This window comes from Embleya sp. NPDC059237 (genome assembly GCF_042754105.1).
Lineage (GTDB): Bacteria > Actinomycetota > Actinomycetes > Streptomycetales > Streptomycetaceae > Embleya.
In genome coordinates this window covers 103480-125142 of record NZ_JBHZAE010000023.1, presented here as the reverse complement: position 1 = coordinate 125142, position 21663 = coordinate 103480, and the positions used below count along the sequence as shown (strand labels likewise).

The 21663-nt window shown below is 73.4% G+C and carries 20 protein-coding genes; 15 read left to right on the top strand and 5 right to left on the bottom strand.

Features of this window, described 5'->3' with window-relative positions:
* Positions 1 to 70: 70 nt before the first annotated feature.
* Genes ACFXKZ_RS45440 through ACFXKZ_RS45425 form a run of 4 tightly spaced genes read right to left on the bottom strand, consistent with a single transcriptional unit; the run spans position 71 to position 4341 of the window.
* Entirely contained in the window at positions 71 to 460 is a 390-nt protein-coding gene (locus ACFXKZ_RS45440) for a VOC family protein (RefSeq protein ID WP_126638600.1), read from the bottom strand.
* The gene (locus ACFXKZ_RS45435; RefSeq protein ID WP_380011798.1) at positions 445 to 1866 is read right to left on the bottom strand and encodes an FGGY-family carbohydrate kinase; all 1422 of its coding nucleotides are present in this window, start codon (positions 1864 to 1866) and stop codon (positions 445 to 447) included. Before ACFXKZ_RS45435 ends, ACFXKZ_RS45440 begins: the two co-directional genes overlap by 16 nt.
* 2 nt (positions 1867 to 1868) lie before the next feature.
* On the bottom strand, positions 1869 to 2888 hold the full coding sequence (locus tag ACFXKZ_RS45430) for a zinc-binding dehydrogenase (RefSeq protein WP_380011795.1): 1020 nt from the start codon (positions 2886 to 2888) through the stop codon (positions 1869 to 1871).
* Between the two features lie 55 nt (positions 2889 to 2943).
* Entirely contained in the window at positions 2944 to 4341 is a 1398-nt protein-coding gene (locus ACFXKZ_RS45425; protein ID WP_380011792.1) for an amidohydrolase family protein, read from the bottom strand.
* A gap of 326 nt (positions 4342 to 4667) precedes the next feature.
* On the opposite strand from ACFXKZ_RS45425, the gene ACFXKZ_RS45420 reads away from it, so the two are divergent.
* From ACFXKZ_RS45420 to aroC, 11 genes are all read left to right on the top strand, one after another.
* On the top strand, positions 4668 to 6185 hold the full coding sequence (locus tag ACFXKZ_RS45420) for an aldehyde dehydrogenase family protein (protein ID WP_380011789.1): 1518 nt from the start codon (positions 4668 to 4670) through the stop codon (positions 6183 to 6185).
* Positions 6186 to 6288: 103 nt separating this feature from the next.
* The gene (locus tag ACFXKZ_RS45415) at positions 6289 to 6774 is read left to right on the top strand and encodes a VOC family protein (protein ID WP_380011786.1); all 486 of its coding nucleotides are present in this window, start codon (positions 6289 to 6291) and stop codon (positions 6772 to 6774) included.
* Between the two features lie 5 nt (positions 6775 to 6779).
* Positions 6780 to 7505: a FadR/GntR family transcriptional regulator gene (locus tag ACFXKZ_RS45410; RefSeq protein ID WP_380011783.1), complete on the top strand. Its 726-nt coding sequence runs from the start codon at positions 6780 to 6782 to the stop codon at positions 7503 to 7505.
* A 202-nt stretch (positions 7506 to 7707) separates the two neighbouring features.
* The gene (locus ACFXKZ_RS45405) at positions 7708 to 8067 is read left to right on the top strand and encodes a cupin domain-containing protein (protein ID WP_380011780.1); all 360 of its coding nucleotides are present in this window, start codon (positions 7708 to 7710) and stop codon (positions 8065 to 8067) included.
* 294 nt (positions 8068 to 8361) lie between these two features.
* Positions 8362 to 9444, top strand: a complete 1083-nt coding sequence (locus ACFXKZ_RS45400; protein WP_380011777.1) for a BMP family ABC transporter substrate-binding protein — start codon at positions 8362 to 8364, stop codon at positions 9442 to 9444.
* Between the two features lie 7 nt (positions 9445 to 9451).
* Positions 9452 to 11137, top strand: coding sequence for an ABC transporter ATP-binding protein (locus ACFXKZ_RS45395; protein ID WP_380011774.1), 1686 nt, complete (start codon positions 9452 to 9454; stop codon positions 11135 to 11137).
* Positions 11134 to 12270: an ABC transporter permease gene (locus ACFXKZ_RS45390; RefSeq protein ID WP_380011771.1), complete on the top strand. Its 1137-nt coding sequence runs from the start codon at positions 11134 to 11136 to the stop codon at positions 12268 to 12270. The genes ACFXKZ_RS45395 and ACFXKZ_RS45390 overlap by 4 nt, the downstream gene beginning before the upstream one ends.
* A gap of 15 nt (positions 12271 to 12285) precedes the next feature.
* Entirely contained in the window at positions 12286 to 13194 is a 909-nt protein-coding gene (locus ACFXKZ_RS45385) for an ABC transporter permease (protein ID WP_380011768.1), read from the top strand.
* Complete coding sequence (locus tag ACFXKZ_RS45380; RefSeq protein ID WP_380011765.1) at positions 13191 to 14234, top strand: zinc-binding dehydrogenase; 1044 nt, start codon at positions 13191 to 13193, stop codon at positions 14232 to 14234. The genes ACFXKZ_RS45385 and ACFXKZ_RS45380 overlap by 4 nt, the downstream gene beginning before the upstream one ends.
* A complete protein-coding gene (locus ACFXKZ_RS45375) occupies positions 14231 to 15049 on the top strand; it encodes a sulfite exporter TauE/SafE family protein (RefSeq protein WP_380011762.1) in 819 nt (272 codons plus the stop codon). Before ACFXKZ_RS45380 ends, ACFXKZ_RS45375 begins: the two co-directional genes overlap by 4 nt.
* 47 nt (positions 15050 to 15096) lie before the next feature.
* Positions 15097 to 16329, top strand: a complete 1233-nt coding sequence (gene aroC, locus ACFXKZ_RS45370; RefSeq protein WP_380011759.1) for a chorismate synthase — start codon at positions 15097 to 15099, stop codon at positions 16327 to 16329.
* Positions 16330 to 16395: 66 nt separating this feature from the next.
* On the opposite strand, the gene ACFXKZ_RS45365 is transcribed toward aroC, so the two are convergent.
* Entirely contained in the window at positions 16396 to 17586 is a 1191-nt protein-coding gene (locus tag ACFXKZ_RS45365; RefSeq protein ID WP_380011756.1) for a M20 family metallopeptidase, read from the bottom strand.
* Positions 17587 to 17678: 92 nt separating this feature from the next.
* Here ACFXKZ_RS45365 and ACFXKZ_RS45360 point away from each other — a divergent pair, with 92 nt between their 5' ends.
* The 4 genes from ACFXKZ_RS45360 to ACFXKZ_RS45345 all read left to right on the top strand — a co-directional run bounded on the left by ACFXKZ_RS45360 (position 17679) and on the right by ACFXKZ_RS45345 (position 21645).
* Entirely contained in the window at positions 17679 to 18839 is a 1161-nt protein-coding gene (locus ACFXKZ_RS45360) for a PucR family transcriptional regulator (RefSeq protein ID WP_380011753.1), read from the top strand.
* Positions 18840 to 19097: 258 nt separating this feature from the next.
* Positions 19098 to 20132: a methyltransferase gene (locus ACFXKZ_RS45355; protein ID WP_380011750.1), complete on the top strand. Its 1035-nt coding sequence runs from the start codon at positions 19098 to 19100 to the stop codon at positions 20130 to 20132.
* 263 nt (positions 20133 to 20395) lie between these two features.
* A complete protein-coding gene (locus tag ACFXKZ_RS45350) occupies positions 20396 to 20800 on the top strand; it encodes a hypothetical protein (RefSeq protein ID WP_380011747.1) in 405 nt (134 codons plus the stop codon).
* Positions 20801 to 20946: 146 nt separating this feature from the next.
* Positions 20947 to 21645: a class F sortase gene (locus ACFXKZ_RS45345; protein ID WP_380011744.1), complete on the top strand. Its 699-nt coding sequence runs from the start codon at positions 20947 to 20949 to the stop codon at positions 21643 to 21645.
* The last annotated feature ends 18 nt before the right edge of the window (positions 21646 to 21663 follow it).

The window sequence follows — 21663 nt, the reverse complement described above, 5'->3', positions numbered from 1 at the left end:
CCGAGGGTTCGGCTACGCCGAAGGGCGGGGCACGGAACGGCGGTTGGGCCGTACCGCGCATGACGAGAAGTCAGACCTGGTGGGCGTGACCATGCGTGAAGTAGGTGCCCTTGTCGCGCCACAGCACGACCTCGTTGCCCCACGGGTCACGGAACGCGGCGTAGCGGGCCTCGAATTCGGCCCACGGCTTCTCCTCCCACAACACACTCGCCCCGGCCGCGACGGCCTTGTCGAGGTAGGCGGGCGGCTCGTCGACCATCACGTAGATGCGCGGCACCGGACCGACCGCGGGGCGGGCCTCGCGGCGGATGCCCAGGTTGGGCTTGACCCCGGGCAGCACCTCGCTGAACTCGTCGGCCGGACGCCGCTTGAACTCCCAGCCGAACAACGCCGCGTAGAAGGCGGACGTGGCCTCCACGTCGGGGGAGGGCAGGTCCATGAAGATCACCGGATTGGGCACGTCGACTCCTCGGAGCGGGTGGGGGTGATGACAGCGGCGGACGCGCGCCGCTGGGCGGCGTCGCCGAGGTCGAGGAAGCGGCGCAGTCCGGCCGCGTACTCGGGGTGGGGCTCGGGGTCGAGCACGGTCATCGCCGGGCGCGGCCAGTCGCCCGCCCGACCGGCCCCGGGCGCGGGCCACCAGCGCGCGCCGGCGCCGGCGGCCAGGGCCGCGCCGTACGCGGCCAGGTCCGTCTCGACGGGCACCTCGACCGGAACGCCCAGTACCGAGGCCTTGATCGAACACCACAGCGCGCTGCGCGCGGGCGAGCCGGCGCACACCAGGGTGTCCAGGCGAACTCCCTGCGCAGCCAGGCCGGTTGCGATGTGCGCCAGGCCGTACGCGGTGCCTTCCAGGACGGCGCGGGCCAGTTCGCCCGGACCGCTGTCCGAGGTCAGGCCGAAGACCTCGCCGCGCAACTCGCGGTTCCAGCGCGGCGCGCGCTCGCCCTCGAGGTAGGGCAGGACCATCACGCCCCGCGCGCCCGGCGGTACCTCGGCGGCCAGGGCCAACAGGTCGCGGACCTCGCGCCCGGTGAGGTCGCGCAGCCACTCCAGGATCAGCCCGTGCGCGGCGACCGGCCCGCCGACGATCTCGACCCCGGGCACCGCCGCCGGCAGCGCGTACGCGTCGGCGGCGGGCGAACCGGCGGCCACCGCCACGGCCAGCCCACCGGTGCGCCCGCCGGGGTCCAGGGCTCGCCCGGGGCGATCCAACCCGCCCGCCCAGAACGCCAGATAGGCATCCTGCGCACCGGCCACCAGCGGGGTGCCCGCCGCCAGATCGTGCCCGGTACCCAGCACGCCGACCACGGACCCGGTGGCGACCACCGGTCCGTAGTCGCCCAGCGCCGGATCCCCCGGCCACCGCGCCTGCGCCCGACCCGCGCCGAATCGGGCGGCCAGCCAGTCGTACAGCTGCCAGGCCCGCACGTCGGGCCCGTGCTCGGCGCGCAACGCCGCGTACTGGGCGTGGTGTTGCTCCACGGGCGAGCCGGTAGCCCCCGCCGGATGCCGACAGGTCAGCGCGGCAACCCCGGAGCCGACGCCGGAGCCGACACCCGAGTCGACCCCCGAGCCCCCGCCCGGCGCCTCGATCCCCCCGACCACGGTCGTCGGGCTCTGCCCGCCCAGGCACAGCCCGGCGGGACGGGCCGCACCGGGCACCAGCGCGCGCAGTTCGGCCAGCGCCTGCGTGGTCGCGGCCAACCAGGCGTACGGATCGGCGTGCCCGGGGCGCCAGTTCGCTGCCCCGGGGTAGCCGGCGGAGGTACCGCCCAGGACCGCGCCGTCGGGATCCAGGGCCAGCGCGCGGACCGAGTTGCTGCCGACGTCGACGCCGACCACGACGGAGGAGGTGCCGGGCATGCTCAACCGCCCACGAGGACACGGTAGACGGGCGACTTCGCGGCCAGCCGGAAGGCCGCGTCCACATCGGCGAGCGGATAGGTGGCGGTGACCAGCGCGTCCAGGTCGGCCGCCAGCCGGCCGGAGCCGATGATCGCGGCGGCCTCGGTCCAGTCCTGCGGCTCCTGGCTGTACACGCCGACGATGCTCAGTTCGTGATGGTGGATCAGGTCCGGCCCGACCCCGGCGAGCACCTCCTTGGGGAAGGCGCCGAACAGCACCACCGTGCCGCCGTCGTCGCACAGGGACAGCGCGCCCTCCAGGGCGCCCGGGGCGCCGGCGGTGACGAACACGACGTCCTGCCGGCCGCCGGTCTCGACGGCCTGCTCCGGGGTGCTCGTCCAGTCCGCGCCGGCCGCGCGGGCCTCGGCCAGGCGTTCCTCGCTGATGTCGATCAGGCCGACCGACGCGGCGCCCTTGAACCGGGCCAGGGCCAGGTGCAGGCGGCCCATGAACCCGGCACCGATCACCGCGACCCGATCGCCCGCGCGCAGTCCGCCGAGCCGGGCCGAATGTGCCACACAGGCCAGCGGTTCGCCCATCGCGGCGTGCGCGATCGGCGCCGAGCCGGTGCGATACGCCTGGAGCGCCTTGACCTTGACGAACTCGGCGAAGCCGGCGCCCATCGAGATGGTCCCGTCCGCGAGCGCGCCGCCCTGCGGCTGCTTGCACAGCGCACTGCGTCCGCGCCGGCACGAGGTACAGGTGCCGCAGCGGGTGAGCAGGTCGACGGTGACCGTATCGCCGACCGCCGCGACCCCGGGCAGCCCGGCCACGGCGGCGCCCACCGCGACCACCTCGCCCGCCACCTCGTGGCCGGGGGCGACCGGGTAGATCGGCTTGGTGCCCAGGTAGAGCCGGCGCTCCATGGTGCACATGCCGGTACGGCCGACGCGCACCAGCACGTCGTCGGGGCCGACCTCGGGGACCGGCTCCTCGCGCAGGTCGACCTGCTCGGGCGCGGTGACAACGGCAACTCGCATGGGGGCTCCTCGACTTCGCGGGAAGACTGCGGCGGAAAAACAGCGGGGAAGGCGTTCAGTACGCCCGCAGGGTCGGCCAGCGCGCACGCAGCGGCACACCCGCCCGGGCGAGCAGCGCCTCGGAGGCGTGCGCGGCGGCGGTACGCAGGGCACGCTCGTCCACCTCGACGCACGCGTGGTCGCGCACCACGATCCGGCCGCCGACCAGCACGTCGCGCACCGAACGCCCGTCGGCGGACCACACCAACTGCTGCGCGACATCGCCGCGCGGGGTCCACTGCGGGCCGGTGGCGTCGTGCACCACCAGGTCGGCGTATTTGCCGGGCTCCAGCGAGCCGATCCGGTCGGCCATGCCGATCGCCTCGGCGCCGCCGATGGTGGCCAACTCCAGCGCCTCGGCGGCACCCGGTCCGGTGGGGTCGAGCGCCATGTCCTTGGCCAGCCCCACCGCGAGCGCGGCGGTACGCAGCAGGTCGGCCGCGTCGGCGGCGTTGGCCGCGTCCGTCCCGAGCGCGATCCGCCCGCCGCGGCGCAGCAGTTCGGCATGCCGGCCGGCGCGGGTGACGCCCTGGCCCAGGCGCAGATACGCCCACGGGCAGTAGGCGACCGCCGTGCGGGTGGCGAGCAGCGCCTCGACCTCGGCGTCGTCCAGCCACACCGCGTGGGCGAGCAGCAGATGCGGTCCGAGCACGTCGAGCGAGGCCAGGTGCAGCGCGGGCCGGCGGCCGGTGCGGCGCAGGTAGTCCTCGGGGTCGGCGCCGGAGGGGGACAGGTGCATCGTCATCCGGGCGCCGCTCGTACGGGCCAACGCGGCGGCGCCGGCGAGCAGTTCGTCGGAGGCCAGGCCGTGCCCGACCAGCGTGACCCATCCCTCGACCCGGCCGCCGGCCGGGTGGGCGTCGACCAGCGCGGCGAGCCGGTCCAGCACCTCGCCGGCCGGCGCGGCGAACGGCGCGCCGGGCACGTCCCACCCCCAGGCGCCGATCCCGCCCCGGATGCCCACCTCGTGCATCGCGGCGGCCACCCGCTCCGGGTGCGCCACGGTGCCCGCCTCGATCACGGTGGTCACCCCGTTGCGCAGGCTCTCCACGCCGGACAGCAGTGCGGACAGTTCGTCGTCGGCGGGCAGGTGCGCCGCGTGCAGCGGCACCGCCCAGGTGTCGACGGAGGCACCCGGCGGCAGGTCGTCGGGGATGCGTGCGCGGGCCAGCGGGTCGCCGGTCTGGTGCAGGTGGGCGTTGACCAGGCCGGGGGTGACGACGCAGTCGCTCGCGTCCAGTTCGGGGGTGCCCGGCCAGCGGGCGCGCAAATCGGACGTGGCGCCGACGGCCACGATGCGCTCCCCGGCGACGGCGACCGCGCCGCCGAGCAGCACCTCGCGGCGCGGGTTCATGGTGACCACGTCACCGCCCGCGACCAGCAGCTCCGGCCGGGCCGGCCCGGGGCCGCTCATGTTGCTTTCACCTGCGCAGTCGCCATGTCTGGGGACACTAGGCCCGGCGCCGGCCGCCGGCATCGTGGCCCGGAGCACAATCAAGTGCGCCCAGTCCATGCCGGGAACACAATGCGAGCACAGGCCGACGAGGGAAAACCTGGCCCGGTGCCGTGTCGGGCGAGGCTTCCAGGTTGCGGTGCCCGACACGGCTCGCGCCGCTCCGGCGGACCCGCCGGGACCCGCCCGGACCCATGGGCCCGCTGGGACCCGCCAGGGCTCACCGGGACCCACCGGGCCTACCGGACCGGCCGGGGCCCATCCACCGCGTCGAGGGAGTTGCCCACATGACCGACGACACCAGCACCGGCGAGCCGCGCATACGTGCCGATTGGCTGCGCTCGGATCCGTACCCGCAGTTGATCGCCGGCCGGGAATCCTTCGACGGCGAGGCGCGGCCGGTGGTCGACCCCTCCACGGGCGGGCACCCGGCGTCCTGGCTGGCGGCGACCGACGCCGAGGTCGAGGCGGCGATCGTCGCGGCGCGCAGCAGTTTCGACGCCGGAGTGTGGCGCCGCATGCCGGGGCCGCGCAAGGCGGAGGTGCTGGAGGCGGTGGCCGCGGCGATCCGCGCGGACGCGCCCCGACTGGCGGCCCTGGAGGCGATGGACACCGGCAAGGCGGTCTCGGGGGCGTTGACGAACGACGTCTACGAGGCGGCCAACGCGTTCTCCTACGCCGCGGCGATCTGTCGCACCGCGCACGGCGACGTGCGGCGCTCGTCCTTCCCGCCCGAGTTGTTGCCCGGCGGCGGCCCGGACCTGCTGACCCTGCGGCTCGGCGAGCCGGCCGGCGTGGTGGTCGAGTTGTTGCCGTGGAACGGCCCGTTGATGACGGGCAGTCAGCGGATCGCCTCGGCGCTGGCGGCCGGCTGCTCGATCGTGGCCAAACCGCCGGTCGACGCGGTGGTCACATTGGTCGAGCTGGGCCGGTTGCTGACCGGTGCGGGGCTGCCGGCCGGGGTGCTGAACATCGTGCTCGGCCCCGGCGCCACGGTCGGCGAGCGGCTGATCACCGATCCCAGGATCGACCTGATCAGCCTGACCGGCGGCACCGACACCGGCCGGCACGTACTGGCCGCCGCCGCGCGCAACCTGACCCCCGTACATCTGGAGCTGGGCGGCAAGTCGCCGGTGGTGGTGTTCGACGACGCCGACCTGGACCAGGCGGTCGGCTGGGCGATGATGGCCGCGTTCGTGAACATGGGCGAGGTGTGCGTCGCGGGCAGTCGGCTGCTCGTCCAGGAGTCGGTGTACGAGCGGGTGGTGGAGGCGGTGGCGGCGGCCGCGGCGTCCCTGCCGGTGGGCGACGCGCTGCATCCGGACACCTTCATCGGGCCCCTGATCAACCCCCGCCACGCCGACCGGGTCCGGGGCTTCGTGGACCGGGCCCTGGCCGCCGGGGACGCCGCCGCGGTCGGCAAACCGATGCTGCCCGACGGCCTGCCGCAGAGCTATGTCGCGCCGACCGTGCTCGGTCGGGTTCGGCGCGGGTGCGAGGTGGAACAGGAGGAGGTGTTCGGGCCGGTGCTCGCCGCGATGTCGTTCGCCGACGAGGCGGAGGCGGTGGCGCTGGCCAACGGGACGCGGTACGGCCTCAACGGCACCGTATTCACCCGGGACATCGAACGTGCGTTCCGATTCGCGGACGCGCTGGACTGCGGCGAGGTCAATGTGAACTGTCACTTCGCGCCGGACATGAACGGCGGACGCGGCGAGCCGCGCCGGGCCAGCGGCTTCGCCAGGACCGGGGTGGACGCCTACACCCGCACCAAGGCGGTGAACGTCCAGGTGCACAGCGGGTGAAGCGCCGGGTTGTGCTCGGGGACCAATGACCACACCTGACCGAGCTTCATACCTTCTGATTGTCAGACCAACAGCCTGACCCACACCCTGAGGAGGCCCGATCGTGGCCGTTACCGGGATGAACCACGCGGTGCTGTACGTGCGCGACGCGCACAAGACCGCCCGGTTCTACAACGAGGTGCTGGATTTCGTCACCGTCATCGACGGCCCGCCCGGGAGCTACGTCTTCATGCGGGCCCCCGCGTCGAAGAACCACCACGACATTGCGTTCTTCACCATCGGCGCCGAGGCCGGCGAGTCCCAGGCCGGTCGGCGCACCGTGGGGATGTACCACATCGCGTGGGAGGTTCCCACCCTCGACGACCTGGACGAGGCCCGCCAACGCCTCGCCACCGCAGGTGCGTTGATCGGCGCGAGCGACCACGGTGCCAACAAGAGCCTGTACGCCAAGGACCCCGACGGCCTCGAATTCGAGGTCATGTGGCTGGTCCCGCCCGAGTACTGGGGCGACGAGGAACACGAGGCGATCATCCGCCCACTGGACCTGGACGCCGAACGCGAGCGGTTCGCGCACCTGGCGGGCGAGTAGTGCCCTTGCGGGCACCGGGGGAGCGGATCCCGTTCGCCAAGGTCGCGCGCCGCACGATCTCCGAGGAGGTCCGCGACGCGCTCCTGGCGAGCGTGCGCGAGGGCGACCTGCGACCGGGCGCCCAACTGCCCCCGGAACGCACGCTGTGCGAGCAGTTCGGGGTGGCCCGCACCTCGGTGCGCGAGGCGATCCAGGGCCTGGTCTCGCTGGGCTGCCTGGTCAAGCGGGGCAACCGCTTCCATGTCGCCGAGCGGCTGCCCGGGGTTTCCTTCGACGCGGCCGACGGCCGCAAGCTGCGCGTGTCCGAACTGTTCGAGGTACGCCAGGTGACCGAGGTCGCCATCGCCCGACTGGCCGCGCTGCGCGCCGAGCCCGACCAGCGGGCCGAGATCGGCGAACTGGCGGCCGGATTCGACCCGTCGATGAGCCTGGAGGCGTTCCGCCGCCAGGACCGCCGCTTCCACGCGGCACTGGCCCGCGCGTGTGGCAACACCACGCTGCGCGAGTTGTACGCGAAGGTGCTCGACGCGGTATTCGCGTCCGGCGACTTCGCCTCGCTCCTGGCCGCCGAGGGCAACGCCGAGGCGGTCCGTCAGGTGATCGCCGAATCCTGCCGCTCGCACCGCGGCATCGCCGAGGCGGTCGCCGCCGGCGCCCCCGATGCCGCCGCCCACGCAGCCGCCGAACACCTCGGCGAGGTGGAACGACAGATGACCGCCCGGATGTTCTAGACCCGCCGTTCGAGACCCGCGCCGAGCCACACCCGGCCGGCACCGGCACGGCACCGGCACCGGTACGGCAACGGCACGACACCGGCACGACACCGGCAACCGGTACGGCACCCGGGCGGACCCGGCGCGGTCCCCACCCGAGCCGGCTCGCCCGCCACCTCCCCCACGACCGTGCACACCACCCGGAGAGGACCGCATCGAGATGAGCGACACGCAACGCGTCTGGGCCTTCGACGACGCCGAGTTCGTCGAGGTCAAGCCGGGATTCCGGCGCCGGGTCTACACCGGCGACGAATTGATGCTGACCCTGTGGCGGATCCGCGAGGGATGCGGCCCCACCCCCTACGACGACCATCCCGACCACGAGCAGTACGGCATGGTGCTCAAGGGCAGGCTCGACTTCCGGATCGACTCGGACGAGCGACGGGTGCTCGGCCCCGGCGACGTCTACTGGGCGCCCAAGGGCTGCGACCACGGGGACAGCCTGTTCATCGGCGACCCCGAGCACGGCGAGACCTGGATCCTGGACATCTTCACCCCGCCGCGCGACGAGTACCGCTGACGCCCCACCCGCCCGGAGCCACCCGCACGACGTCCCCGTACCACCGCAACACCCCACCACTGTCGGACGGTTGCGCTCGCCGCAGGCACCGCGCACCGACCCCCACCCGCTTCCGGGCCGGATTTCCCCGCGCAACCGGAACGGGTTCCTCCGCCGGACCGACATCCCACCCCGGCCCGCGGCCGCACACCCGGCAACGGCACGCCCACCGTGCCCGCCCGGATCGCCGCGTACCCGTCGGTCCGTGTCGAACCAACGCGCCCTGATTCGTCTGGAGACCTTCCGATGAAGAACATGGTTCGAGTCATCGCGGCCTCGGTCATCATACCGGGACTGCTCCTCACCGCCTGTGGCGGCGGTTCCTCCTCGTCCTCCACCACCCCCGCCGGGGCGCCCGCCTCGGCCGGTGCCCCCGGCGCCGGCACCCTCCCCGCCAACGAACCCGACGTGAACAAGGACAAGAAGGTCGTCATCGGGGTGATGAGCCCCGGCGACACCAAGGACAAGGGCTACTACCAGAGCTTCGTCGACGAGGCGAACACCTATGCCACGGCGAACGGTTGGAAGCTGGTGGTGGTCGACAAGATCAACCCGGCCAACGCCGTGCAGCAGGCGCGCAACCTGTGTCGGCAGAAGGTCGACATGATCGCCATCGGCGCCAGCGAACTCAAGGACGCGCTCAGCGCCGCCAAGGAACCCCAGTGCAAGGGCACCACCTGGTACATCAGCGGCGGGCAGGGCGTGACCCAGACTGCCGAGTTCACCCAGTCGCTCGACTACATCAACGAGGCGCTGTACGTGGCCGGTTACGCCGCCGGACTGGTCCTCAAGGAGAACGGCGGCAGGAAGGCCGGCTACATCACCGGCCCCGACCTCCAGTTCGCCCGCGACGTGGCCAAGGCGTTCGAGGCCGGCATCAAAAAGGTCGTGCCCGACGCCGAGATGGTGCAGACCTACACCGGCGACTTCAACGACTCCGGCAAGGCCAAGGAAGCCGCCCAGGCGCAGATCAGCCAGGGCGTCAAGGTGATCTACCCCTACCTCGGCGGCGCCACCGACGTGGTCACCCAACTCGCCAACGAGAAGGGCGTCCCGGCGCTCACCCCCGGCACCGACCGCTGCGGCACGCCCGGCGCGCAGTACGCGATCTCGGTGATCTTCAGCCCCGGTGCCTACTTCGCCGGCGCCCTGGAGGACTTCAAAAAGGGCACGTTGCGGATGGGCGTCGCCCGCGAGTGGCACCTGGGCAAGGACCCGGTCCCCACCGTCAAGCTCTGCAAGCCCACCGGCGACCAGGCGCAGCAGCTCCAGACGCTGATCCAGGACATCGGCAGCGGGAAGGTGAAGGTCGATGAGGCCGTCGCCGCAGGCAAGTGACACCGCCGTGACCGCCTCCCGACCGACACCCGAGCCCGCGGCCCCCTCCCTGGACGGGCCTGCCGAACACCCCGGCGCCGCCTCGGTGCTCACCGTCCCCGTCGTGCAACTGCTCGGCATCGGCAAGCGGTTCGGCGCGGTGCGCGCCTGCGACGACGTCTCGCTGCGGGTTCGGGCCGGGGAGATCCACGGCCTGCTCGGCGAGAACGGCGCGGGCAAGAGCACGTTGATGAAGATCCTGCTCGGCCTGGTCGTCCCGGACACCGGACGGATCGTGCTGCGCGGCACCGAGACCACCATCGCCGACCCCTCGGCCGCGGCGGCGCACGGCATCTCGATGGTGCACCAGCACTTCAGCCTGGTGGACCGGCTCAGCGTGTGGGAGAACGTGGTGCTCGGCGACCGCGGCCGGGTCGACCGGGACCGGGCGCGCACGCTGGTGCGCGAGGTCGGCGACCGCTACGGCCTGCGGGTGGACCCCGACGCGTACGTCGAGGACCTGTCCACCGGCGAGCGGCAGCGGGTCGAGATCGTCAAGTGTCTGCGCCGCGACCCCGGGGTGCTGATCCTGGACGAGCCGACCTCGGTACTCACCCTGGAGGAATCGCGCGAACTGTTCACCGTGCTGCGCCGGGTGGTCGCCGACGAGGGCAAGGCGGTGATCCTGATCAGCCACAAGCTGGACGAGATCGTGCACGCCACCGACCGGGTCACCATCATGCGCCAGGGGCGCGTGGTGGCCAGGCGGGCCACCGCCGACACCGATGTCCGGGCGCTGGCCCGGGAGATGGTCGGGCGCGAACTGTCCAAGTGGACCGCCGCGTCCGCGGTCGGCGCGCTCGACGCACTGATCGAGCCCGGCACCGGCGAACCGACCGGCGGCACCGCGGTGTTGGACGTCCGGGAACCAGCCGCGGCCCCCGCCCCCGAGCCGCGTCCGGCGGCCGGCGAGGTCCGCCTGCGGATCAACGACGCGCATGCCCGGGCCGCCGACCGGCGCCCGCTCCTGCGCGGGCTGAGCCTGGAGGTCCGCGCGGGGGAGATCCTGGGCATCGCGGGTGTCGAGGGCAACGGCCAGGCGGCACTGGGCGATCTGCTCTCCAGCCTGCTGCCGCTGGACGCCGGCCGGGTGGAGGTGTGCGGCAGGGCCGTCGCCGCCGGCCGGCCCGGCGCGATGCATGCCGCCGGGGTCGGCGTGGTGCCCGAGGACCGACACGTGTCGGGTTGTGTGCTCGACATGTCGGTCGCGGAGAACCTGATGATGGCCGACCTGTCCTCGGTGACCCGCCGGGGACTGCTCAGCCGGCGCCGGATGGCCGAGCGGGCCCGGCGATTGATCGAGGAGTTCGAGATCGCCACCCCCTCGCCGGACACCCCGATGCGGCAACTGTCCGGCGGCAACCAGCAAAAGGTGGTACTTGCCCGCGAACTCGCCGGCAAACCCAGGGTGTTGGTGGCCGCGCAGCCCACCCGGGGCCTGGACATCGGCGCCATCGAGTACATGACCGAGCGGCTGCACGCCGCCGCCCGGGAGGGCATCGCGGTCCTGCTCCTGTCCACCGAACTGGGCGAGATCCTCACCCTCTCGCACCGCGTCGCGGTGATCCACCGGGGCGCCGTCGTCGGCGAGATGGACCGCGCCGACGTCGACACCGAGCGACTGGGCCTGATGATGGGAGGCCAGGCGGCATGACGTCGACCACCGGGACGCTGATCTCCGAACCACCACCCGCCGTCGCGGAGCCCGAACCCGACGCGCGCCGCCGACCCCGACTCGCCGACCTGGGCACCCCGCTGCTCTACCTGCTCTCGCTGTCCACCGCACTGGCCCTGGCCGGCCTGCTGATCGCGCTGGTCGGCCAGTCCCCGTGGGACGCGGCGAACGCGATGTACGACGGGAGCCTGGCCGACGGCGCGGCCATCGGGCAGAGCATCGACCAGGCCGCACCGCTGCTGCTGGTCGCCGTCGGCTCGGTGATCGCCGCCCGTGCGGGCATCTTCAACATCGGCCAGGAGGGCCAACTGCTGGTCGGCGCCGCGGTCGGCGCGGCGATCGCGCTGTTCACCCCGGGCCCGGGACCGCTGGTGCTGACCCTGGCCCTGCTCGGCGCGGCCGTCGGCGGCGCGTTGTGGGCCGGCATCGCCGCGCTGCTGTTCTACTGGCGCGGCGTCGCGGTGGTGATCAGCACGCTGCTGCTGATCTTCGTCGCGAACCAGGCCGTCTCGTACGCGGTCAACTCCCCGTCGCTGCTGCGCGAGAAGGCGGTGGCGGGGCAGGTCACCACCTCGCAGACCGACATGCTGGCCGAGTCGGTCTGGCTGCCCCGGATCGGCGAATACCCCGACTTCAATATCGGCGCGGGCATCTTCGTCGCGCTGGTGCTGGCCGTGGGCACCTCCCTGGTCCTGGTCCGCACCCGCCTCGGCTTCCGGCTGCGCATGCTCGGGCTCAACCCCAAGGCCGCGCATCGGGCCGGCGTGGGCGCGGTGTTGGTCGGCGGCGGTGCGCTGCTCGCCTCCGGCGCGTTCGCCGGCCTGGCCGGCGGCGTGATGCTCACCGGCAACGGCCACCGCATGCAGGACGGCTTCGCCGACAACGTCGGCTTCGACGGACTGCTCGTCGCGCTCGTCGCCCGGGACAAGCCGCTGCTCGCCGTGCCGGTCGCGCTGTTCTTCGGCGCGCTGCGCGCGGGCGGTGGATTCCTGTCCGCCACCGGGGTTCCGCGCTACATCGTCGCCGTGGTCACCGCGCTGATGGTGCTGGCCACGGTGTTCCCCGCCGCCTACGCCGAGGTGCGACGCCGTCGTACCGCCGGCGCGGCCTGAGACCGGGAGGATGCCATGATCGACGACCTCGCCATGGTGCTGGCCAGTTCGGTCCGGCTCACCGTGCCGCTGGCGTTCGCCGCCTGCGGCGAATACATCGCGGAACGCGCCGGCACCATCAACATCTCGGTCGAGGCGATGATGCTCGGCGGCGCGTTCAACGCCGTATGGGGTGCCTCGATGACCGGTTCCGCGTCCTTCGGCCTGGTCTTCGGCATGCTGGCCGGCCTGGTCATCGGCTTCGTGCACGCCGAGTTCAGCCACCGCCTGTCGGTCAACACCTACGTGGTCGGGCTCGCCCTGAACGCGCTCGTGCTCGGCCTGACCAGCTTCCTGCTCGACTCGATCGACCTGACCGGGCATCAGGTGGACGCGCTGAACGTCCCGGTCCTGTCCGATCTGCCGCTGCTCGGACCGGTGTTGTTCGCCCACCGCTGGCCCGCCTATCTGCTGGTCGGGCTGATCCCGCTGGTGTGGTGGCTGGTGCAACGCAGCCGCTTCGGGCTGGAGTTGCGCGCCGCCGGGGAGAACCCCCAGTCGGCCGACGTCACCGGGATCGACGTGCGCCGCAGGCGCCGGCAGAGCGTGCTGCTGTGCGGCGTGCTGGCCGGACTCGGCGGCGCCTACCTCGCGGTGGGCGAAGTGGGCGCGTTCAACCAGAACATGACCGCCGGTCGCGGCTTCGTGGTGATCGCGGCGGTGATCTTCGGCGGCTGGACGCTGCGCGGCACCATGGCCGGCTGCCTGGTCTTCGGCGCCGCCGACGCGATGCGGCTCGCGCTGCCCGCGCTCGGCGTGCATCTCAACTCGCAACTGCTGATCGCCGCGCCGTATCTGCTGGCGCTGCTCGCGATGATGTTCCTGGCCAAGACGCACCGCCAACCGGCCGCATTGGGCGCGCCGTTCGTGCGGGGCATCGTATGAGGGCGGTGCGGCACCGCGGCCACGGCGGCCCGGAGATCCTGGAGCAGGTGGTCCTGCCCGACCCCGAACCGGGCCCGGGCGAGGTGCTGGTCGCGGTGCGCGCCGCCGCGGTCAACCGCCTCGACCTGCTGCAACGGCGCGGCCCGGGGCTGCTGCCGGGCTTCACGCTGCCGCACGTGCCCGGCATGGATGTCGCGGGAGACGTCCTGGCCGTCGGCGGCGGCGTGCGCGAGCGCCGGGTCGGCGACCGGGTGCTGATCAACCCGGCTGTGCACTGCGGGAGTTGCGCCGCCTGTGGGCGCGGCGACGAGGCGTGGTGCGGGGCGCTGCGCGTGGTCGGCGGGAACCGGTCCGGCGGCTACGCCGAATCGATCGTGGTCCCCGCCGGGCGCACCCACGTGATCCCGGCACACGTGCCGCACGTGGCCGCCGCCGGGCTGCCCACCGCGTACGGCATGGCCTGGCAGGGCCTGGTCGTGCGCGGCGGGCTGCGCGCGGGGGAGACGCTGATGGTGCACGGCGCCGGCAGCGGGGTGAGCATCGCCGCCGTACAACTGGCCCGCGCACTCGGGGCGCGCGTCGTGGTCACCTCCGGCTCCCGGGCCAAACTGGATCGGATGGCCGACCTCGGTGCCGACGTGCTGATCGACCACCGCACCTCGGACCTGGTCGCCCGGGCCCGCGCGGCGACCGGCGGGGCCGGCGTCGACCTGGTGCTCGACCACGTCGGCCCGGCGCTGTTCCAGGCGTCGCTGCACGCACTGCGCCCGCGCGGCCGGCTGGTCTTTTGCGGGGACACCACCGGCACCGAGGCGGGCTTCGACCTCCCGCACGCGTTCCACAGCGGGCTGACCCTGCTCGGCGCGGGCTCGATCGGCGACGCGGACTTCGCGGCCATGGTCGAGTTCTGCCTGGACCGGGAGCTGACCCCGGTACAGGACGGCACGTTCCCCCTCGCCGACGCGGCCGCGGCCCACCGGCGCCTGGAGAGCGGCGCCGCGTTCGGCAAGGTCACCCTGCTCCCCGGCGGCGCCCGATGACTCCCGCCGAGGCCCTGCTCGTGCTGGCGGCGGGCCTCGGCGCGGGCACGGTCAACACCGTCGTCGGCTCCGGCTCGCTGCTCACCTTCCCGGTCCTGCTCGCCCTCGGGCACCCGCCCGTGGTCGCCAACGTCTCCAACACGATCGGCCTCACCCCGGGGTCGATCGCCGGGACCCTCGGTTACCGGCGCGAATTGGCCGTCCAGGCGCACCGGTTGCTCCCGCTGTCCGCCGCCGCCGTGCTGGGCGGCGCGACCGGCGGCCTGCTCCTGCTCGGCCTGCCACCGGGCGCGTTCCGAGCGGTGGTGCCCGTACTGGTTCTGCTCGCCGCGGCGCTGATGGGCGTACAGCCGTGGTTGTCCGCCCGCCTGCGCGCCCGCCGCACGGCCAACACGGTGGTCCCGGCGGTGCTGCCGGGATCCTCGGCCGCGTCGCCTCCCGCGTCCCGCACGCCCGGCTCCGGCGTCGGCGTCGCCCTGCCCGCTGCGGTGTTCGTGGTGAGCGTGTACGGCGGCTACTTCGGCGCCGCGCAGGGCGTGTTGCTGCTCGCGCTGCTCGCGATCGTGCTGGACGAGGACCTGAACCGGCTCAACGGCCTGAAGAACCTCCTCCAGGCGCTGGTCAACCTCGTGGCCGCCGTGCTGTTCGCGCTCACCGCCGAAGTCGCCTGGCTTCCCGTCCTGTTGCTCGCCCTCGGCTCGGTGGCGGGCGGCCGGGTCGGCGCCCACGTCGGCCGCCGGGTCCCCGCCCCGATCCTGCGCACCCTCGTCATCGTCGTCGGCACGGTGGTGGGTCTCGTCCTGCTGGTCACCTGACCCCGCCGGTCCCGTTCCACCGTCGCACTCGTGAAAGAAGGAATCCCATGTTGCGTTGGCTCACCGCCGGGGAGTCGCACGGCCCCGCGCTCACCGCCGTACTGGAGGGTCTGCCGGCCGGAGTCGAGGTGTCCTCCGGCGAGTTGGCGCACGCGTTGGCCCGGCGGCGGCTGGGCAACGGGCGCGGGGCCCGGATGCGATTCGAGCGGGACGAGGTGGAGTTCACCGGCGGCGTGCGGCACGGGATCACCCTGGGCGGGCCCGTGGCATTGCGCGTGGCCAACACCGAATGGGCCAAGTGGGCCGACGTGATGGCGCCGGATCCGGTCGACGCCGACGGGCGCCGCTACGACGAACCGGGCCGGCTCGCCGATCGCGGCCGGGCCGCGGCGCTGACCCGCCCCCGCCCCGGACACGCCGACCTGGCCGGGATGCAGAAGTACGGCTTCGACGACATCCGCCCGGTCCTGGAGCGGGCCAGTGCCCGGGAGACCGCGGCCCGCGTGGCGCTCGGCGAGGTCGCCCGCGCGTTCCTGACCCAGACCCTGGACGTGGAGATCCTCAGCCACGTGGTCCGGATCGGCGCCGTCGCCCTGCCCACCGCGCTGGTGCCCGAACGCGGCAGCCTGGACACGATCGACGCCGACCCGGTGCGCTGCGTCGACCCGGAGACCGCCGCCGCGATGAACGCCGAGATCGAGGCCGCGCAGAAGGACGCCGACACCCTCGGCGGCGTGGTCGAGGTGGTGGCGTACGGCTTGCCGCCGGGCCTGGGCAGCTACGTGCACTGGGACCGCCGCCTGGACGCGCGCCTGGCCGCCGCGCTGATGGGCATCCAGGCGATCAAGGGCGTCGAGGTCGGCGACGGCTTCACCACCGCGACCCGCCGCGGCTCGGTCGCGCACGACGAGATCACCCCGGTCGCCCCGGGACGCCCCGGCCCCACCCGGGTGCGCCGCGAGACCGGCCGCGCCGGCGGCATCGAGGGCGGCATGACCTCCGGCGAACCGCTTCGCGTGCGTGCCGCGATGAAGCCGATCTCCACCCTGTCCCGGGCCCTGGCCACGTTCGACGTGCGCACCGGCGATCCGGCCAAGGCGATCGCCCAGCGCAGCGACGTGTGTTCGGTGCCCGCGACCGGCGTGGTCGCCGAGGCGATGGTGGCCCTCGTCCTCGCGGACGCGGTCCTGGAGAAGTTCGGCGGGGACAGCGTGACCGAGACCCGGCGCAACGCCGACGCCTACCTCGCGGCCCTGCCGGTGACCGTCGCCGACGCGTGAGCAGGCATGCCGGGCCGAACCCGGCGGACGGGCTCCGGGGCGATCACCCCGGAGCCCATCGGCGGTTCAGCCCCCGGCCGGCGCCCCTGCGAGCAGCCGCGCGCGCAGGCCCTCGTCCAGCGCGGCGTCCACACACGTCCACGCCATCGCCAGACCACCGTCAAGCAGCGCCCGATCCGCGGCCGGCCGCGCCGCATACGCGGCGAACTCGGCCTGGTGCAGCCCCACATCGCCGGAGTCGATGGAGATCAGCGGCTGGATGGACGGGATCGCCAGCGACACGTTGGCCATGTCGGTGGACCCGGCCTGCCGATCGTCCTCGGCGGTCACCGGCGGGAACTCTCGCCCCACCAGCAGCGCGTTGCGCTCGTACGCGGCCAACAGGCCGGGGTCGTGCCGGAATTCCGAGTACGCGGGCGAGGTCGAGGACAACGTCAGCCGCGACCGGGTGGCCACCGCGCCCGCCTGGAAACACTCGCGCACCCGCGCCTCCAGGTCGGTCAACCCGGCCAACGTGGCGGCGCGTACGTAGTAGTCGGCCTCGGTGTGCTCGGGGATCACGTTCGGCACCTGCCCGCCGGTGGTGGTGATCCCGTGCACCCGCTGATCCGGCGTCATGTGCTGGCGCAGCAGCCCGATCGCCACCTGCGCGACGGTCAGCGCGTCGGCCGCGTTGATCCCGTCCTCCGGGCAGGCCGACGCGTGCGCGGCCCGGCCGTCGTACTCGACGTGCAGTTGCGCGCGGGCCAGACAGGTCGGATCGAGCCGCTCCCGGGGCGAGGGGTGCACCATCATCGCCGCGTGCACCCCGGCGAACGCGCCGCGCTCCAGCATGAGCACCTTGCCCCCGCCGTTCTCCTCGGCGGGGGTGCCGAACACGCGAACGGTCACGCCCAGGTCGTCGGCGACCGCGCCCAGCGCGAGCGCGGCGGTGACCGCGGCGGACGCGATCACGTTGTGCCCGCACGCGTGCCCGATCCCCGGCAGCGCGTCGTACTCCGCGCAGATTCCGAGCACCAGCGGCCCGTCGCCGCGCTCGGCGACGAACGCGGTCGGCAACTCGCCCACGCCCGGGGTGACGGTGAAGCCGTGTTCGGTCAGTTGCTCGCCCAACCATCCGCAGGCGCGTTCCTCGGCGAAGCCGAGTTCGGGATGGGCGTGCAGGCGGTGACTGAGTGCAACCAGCTCTGGTGCGGCGGCGTCCACCGCCGCCTGGGCGGCGGCCTTTGCGGGTGCCGCGAGGTCGAAGGCTCGCATGGGCGCATCCTGCCCCACGACGGACGTAACGGGAAGTGACCGAACGAAGTATCTGTTCCGCGTAACAACGACCGGCTAAGGTGCGGAAATCCATGATCGACAAGGCAGAAGTCACGGAAAACCGGACCCCCGTGCCGGACCGGGCCGAGGCGTTCGAGCGTGAGCTGAACGTCCTCGCCCTCTCCGGCGACGGCTGGCTCGCGATCCTGCGAGCCCTGGCCGGGCGTACCGGCCGCACCGCCCGACTGGTGGGCGTGCACGGTGGTGTGCTCGCCGCGACCGACGACGGCACCGAGTCGATGACCCCGGTCGCGGTGGCCCACGTATTCGTCGAGGACCGCGTGGTCGAGGTCACCTGCGACGAGGGCTGGCGGGCCTCGGCGTTGCCCGTACGGGTGGCCCAACGCCGAGTCGGACTACTGCTGTTGGGCGAGCCGGACGGCGCCCGCGACGACGAGCCGCTGCTGCGCGCCGCGGTCACGGCGGTGGCGATCGAGGCGATCCGGCGGGACGCGGTGGCCACCGCGACCGCCGAGACCGCGGGTCGCCTGATCGACGAACTGCGCTACGGCGCGTTGCGCAACCTGGGCGATGTCACGCGCACCGCCGCCCGGTTCGGCCTACACCTCGATCGCCCGCACTCCGCCGTGGTGTTCGCCTACTCCGGACCCAACCAGCGCACCTGGACCACCGCGCTGTCCTGGCTGGAGATGCCGGTGCGCCAAGAGGGCGAACTGGGCCTGGCGGTGCTCTCGGGCAACGTCGAACGCGAGATCAGCCGCATCCGCATCCGGCTCCAGGGCATGGTCGGCGACGTCCCCGTACTGGCCGCCGCCGGCCCCACGGTCAGCGACCCGCGCGGCACGGCCCGCTCCTTCCACGACGCGGAGACCGTGCTCGGCCTGCTGCGCCGCCGCCCCGGCGAGGTACAGCTGATGTTCTCCTCGCTCGGCCTGGCCCAACTGCTGTTCGGCGTGCCGCCGGCCCGACTCCAGGCGTTCGTGGACCAACACCTGGGCCCGATCCTGGAACGTGAGGAATGGGTGGCCACCCTCAGCGCGTGGCTGGCCACCAACGGCAGCCGCGCCGCGGTCGCCGAGCTGCTGCACCTGCACCGCAACTCGGTCGGCTACCGGATCGGCCAGATCCGCGAACTCCTCGGCGCCAATCCCCTCGACCCCGAGGTCACCCTCCAACTCCAGGCCGCCCTGACCGCCCGCGAACTCCTCCTGGCCCTCCGAGAGGTCCCGTAACACCCCCGCGAGCGCGTGCGCCCCCGGGCGCCCCCCGCAAGCCCCCGGGCCGTCCGCCCTCCGGCGCCCGAGTGGGGCCATCCGGATGACTCCCGGGCGAGAGTTCGCGTCGATCGGCCGCGCCTCGGCGGGATGCCGCCGGGTGTGGGTCACAGTCGTTCCAGCCCCGGTGCGGACCGCCGGGACGTCGACGCGCGGGCCGATTCGGTCGAGCCCGCCGGTTGCTCGGGGTGTCCCACCGGTCGAGAGGCGATCAGCATGACCGAAACCGACGTGACCCGTACCCCGCACGCGGCCACCCGGCTGCGCGAGCTGGCGTTCGGCGCGATGTCCGCCGGCGCGCTGCGCGCCGCGCTGCGCCTGGGCCTGCCCGACGCGCTGGGCGACACCCCGGCGACCGTCGAGGAATTGGCCCGCGAGGTGTCCGCGCACCCCGGGGCGCTGCACCGCCTGCTGCGCGCGCTCGCCTGCCAGGGCGTCTTCGCCGAGGAGCCCGACGGTCGCTACACGCACACCGAGGCCTCCCGCCTGCTGCGCGCGGACGCGCCCCGCAGCATGCGGGACGTGGCGCTGTGGACCACCGAGCCGTGGACCTGGGAGGCCTGGCCGCACCTGGACCGCGCGGTGCGCTCCGGCGGCAGCGTCTTCCCCGAACTGCACGGCAAGCAGTTCTTCGACTACCTGCACGAGGACGCCCCCGAGTCGGCCGCCGCGCTCGACCGGGCGATGACCCAGTCCAGTCGGACCTCCGCCCAGGACGTCACCGAGGCGCTCGACCTGACCGGCGTGGACTCCGTCGCCGACATCGGCGGCGGCCAGGGCCTGGTCCTGGCCACCCTCCTGGAGCGCAACCCGACCCTGCGCGGCACCCTGCTCGACCTGCCCGGCGTGGTCGCCTCGGCGGATCGCCGACTGCGCGACGGCGGCGAACTCGCCGGCCGGGCAACCCTGGTGGGCGGGGACTGCCGGGTCGACATCGGCGTGCGGGCGGACCTGTACATCGTCAAGAACATCCTCGAATGGGACGACGACAGCACGCTCCGCACGCTGCGCAACATCGTCGCCGCGGCTGCCCCCGGCGCCCGCGTCGCGGTGATCGAGAACCTGGTCGACGAGACCGCCTCGATGCGCTTCACCGCGGCGATGGACCTCTTGCTGCTGCTCAACGTCGGCGGCCGCAAGCACACCAAGGACAGCCTGCTGACCCTGATCGAGCAGGCGGGCCTGCGCGGCCGGGACGTGCGCGCGGTGAACCCGTCGCTGCACATGTTCGAGTGCACGGTCCCGGGGTGATCGGGCCGCACCCGAGTCGCCCGACCCGCCCCGCCGCCTCCGGCTACGGAAAGTCATGCATGATCACCATGAGCTAAACATGCGACTGCTCCCCGGGGGTGAAGCCGGTCGGGATATCCGCCCGGGAGGCCCAGAGCCGGGCCCCGAATGCAGTCACGCGGGTCGCGGGGCCGCCGGCGCCGTTCGATGGTGATGAAGGCGCCTCGCCGATCCCCGTTGCCGATGCCCGTCGGCAGTTCGCGAGCGCCGGAAGGAATATCACGATGCGTCGTGCACGCGCTCTCGTCGCCGGTTCCGCACTCGGCTTCGCCGCCCTGACCCTGGCGGTTCCGGCCGCCTACGCCGATGCCCCGGCGCCGGTGAAGCCGGACAACGCCCCCTCGGCCTCCGGGAACGGCGGACAGGAGAAGTCCTGGTCCGGTGAAGGAAAGTGGACGCCCGACAAGGGCGGCGAGTCCAGCGAGGACAAGGGCGGCGAAGGCGGCTCGCACGAGAAGTCCTGGAAGGAGCACAAGAGCCCGCATGGTGGCGTGCACACCGGCATCGGCGGCTCCTTCCTCGACGACGGTGCCGCGCTCGGCACCGGTGCGGCCCTGATCGCGGGTGGTGTCGGCGTCGGCGTCTACGCGCTGCGTCGTCGTCCCGCCGTCTCGGCGGCCCGGGCCTGACCCGTCCCGCCCCCAGGTAACACCCGCCGTGGCCACCGCCCTTCCCGGGGCGGTGGCCACGGTGACGTCGTCCCCGCCCCGGCCCGCACCGCCGGTTCCCCCGAAGCCGGCCCCGGTACTCCTCCGGCCAGGAAAGAGGCATCGTCTTGCACGACCCCGATCCGCCCACCGAGACGTCCGAGCCCGCCGCGCCGCGCCGCATCAGCGCCGCTCGACTGATGCTGATCGCCGCGGTGGCGATCCTCCTGGGCGCCCTGATGATCAAGCACGATCTGAGCAGTGACTCGGGTCCGCCACCCCAACCCGTGCCCGCCGCCGCGCAACCGAGCGCCGCGGCGAGCGCCGCACCCTCGCCGAGCCCGACCCCCGAGAGCGGGCCGGCGATGAAACGTTCGCAGCCGGTGCGGATCAAGATCCCCCGAATCAAGGTGGACGCCCCGTTCATCGGCCTCGGCCTGAACTCCTCCGGGGTGCTGGACGTCCCGCCCGCGGGCAACCGCAATCTGGCCGGCTGGTACGAGGACGGCGTCACCCCCGGCTCCCGGGGCAATGCGCTCGTGCTCGGCCACGTCGACACGATGATGGGCCCCGCCGTCTTCTGGGGACTCGGCAGCCTCAAGTCCGGCGACACCGTCGAGATCTCGCGCGCCGACGGCAGCGTGGCCAGGTTCGCGGTCGACTCGGTCGAGTCGTTCGCGAAGGACGCCTTCCCCGACGAGCGGGTGTACGGAAAGACCCGGGATGCCCAGCTGCGCCTGATCACCTGCGGCGGCTCATACGACCGCAAGGCCAAGGACTACAAGGACAACGTGGTCGTCTTCGCCCACCTGCTGCCCCCGGAGTAGCCGCACGCGCTGGTACAC

Coding starts and splice junctions, on each gene's coding strand:
- ACFXKZ_RS45435 (WP_380011798.1), bottom strand. CDS start 1,866: ATGCCCGGCACCTCCTCCGTCGTGGTCGGCGTCGACGTCGGCAGCAAC.
- ACFXKZ_RS45430 (WP_380011795.1), bottom strand. CDS start 2,888: ATGCGAGTTGCCGTTGTCACCGCGCCCGAGCAGGTCGACCTGCGCGAG.
- ACFXKZ_RS45425 (WP_380011792.1), bottom strand. CDS start 4,341: ATGAGCGGCCCCGGGCCGGCCCGGCCGGAGCTGCTGGTCGCGGGCGGT.
- ACFXKZ_RS45420 (WP_380011789.1), top strand. CDS start 4,668: ATGACCGACGACACCAGCACCGGCGAGCCGCGCATACGTGCCGATTGG.
- ACFXKZ_RS45405 (WP_380011780.1), top strand. CDS start 7,708: ATGAGCGACACGCAACGCGTCTGGGCCTTCGACGACGCCGAGTTCGTC.
- ACFXKZ_RS45400 (WP_380011777.1), top strand. CDS start 8,362: ATGGTTCGAGTCATCGCGGCCTCGGTCATCATACCGGGACTGCTCCTC.
- ACFXKZ_RS45390 (WP_380011771.1), top strand. CDS start 11,134: ATGACGTCGACCACCGGGACGCTGATCTCCGAACCACCACCCGCCGTC.
- ACFXKZ_RS45385 (WP_380011768.1), top strand. CDS start 12,286: ATGATCGACGACCTCGCCATGGTGCTGGCCAGTTCGGTCCGGCTCACC.
- ACFXKZ_RS45380 (WP_380011765.1), top strand. CDS start 13,191: ATGAGGGCGGTGCGGCACCGCGGCCACGGCGGCCCGGAGATCCTGGAG.
- ACFXKZ_RS45375 (WP_380011762.1), top strand. CDS start 14,231: ATGACTCCCGCCGAGGCCCTGCTCGTGCTGGCGGCGGGCCTCGGCGCG.
- aroC (WP_380011759.1), top strand. CDS start 15,097: ATGTTGCGTTGGCTCACCGCCGGGGAGTCGCACGGCCCCGCGCTCACC.
- ACFXKZ_RS45365 (WP_380011756.1), bottom strand. CDS start 17,586: ATGCGAGCCTTCGACCTCGCGGCACCCGCAAAGGCCGCCGCCCAGGCG.
- ACFXKZ_RS45360 (WP_380011753.1), top strand. CDS start 17,679: ATGATCGACAAGGCAGAAGTCACGGAAAACCGGACCCCCGTGCCGGAC.
- ACFXKZ_RS45355 (WP_380011750.1), top strand. CDS start 19,098: ATGACCGAAACCGACGTGACCCGTACCCCGCACGCGGCCACCCGGCTG.
- ACFXKZ_RS45350 (WP_380011747.1), top strand. CDS start 20,396: ATGCGTCGTGCACGCGCTCTCGTCGCCGGTTCCGCACTCGGCTTCGCC.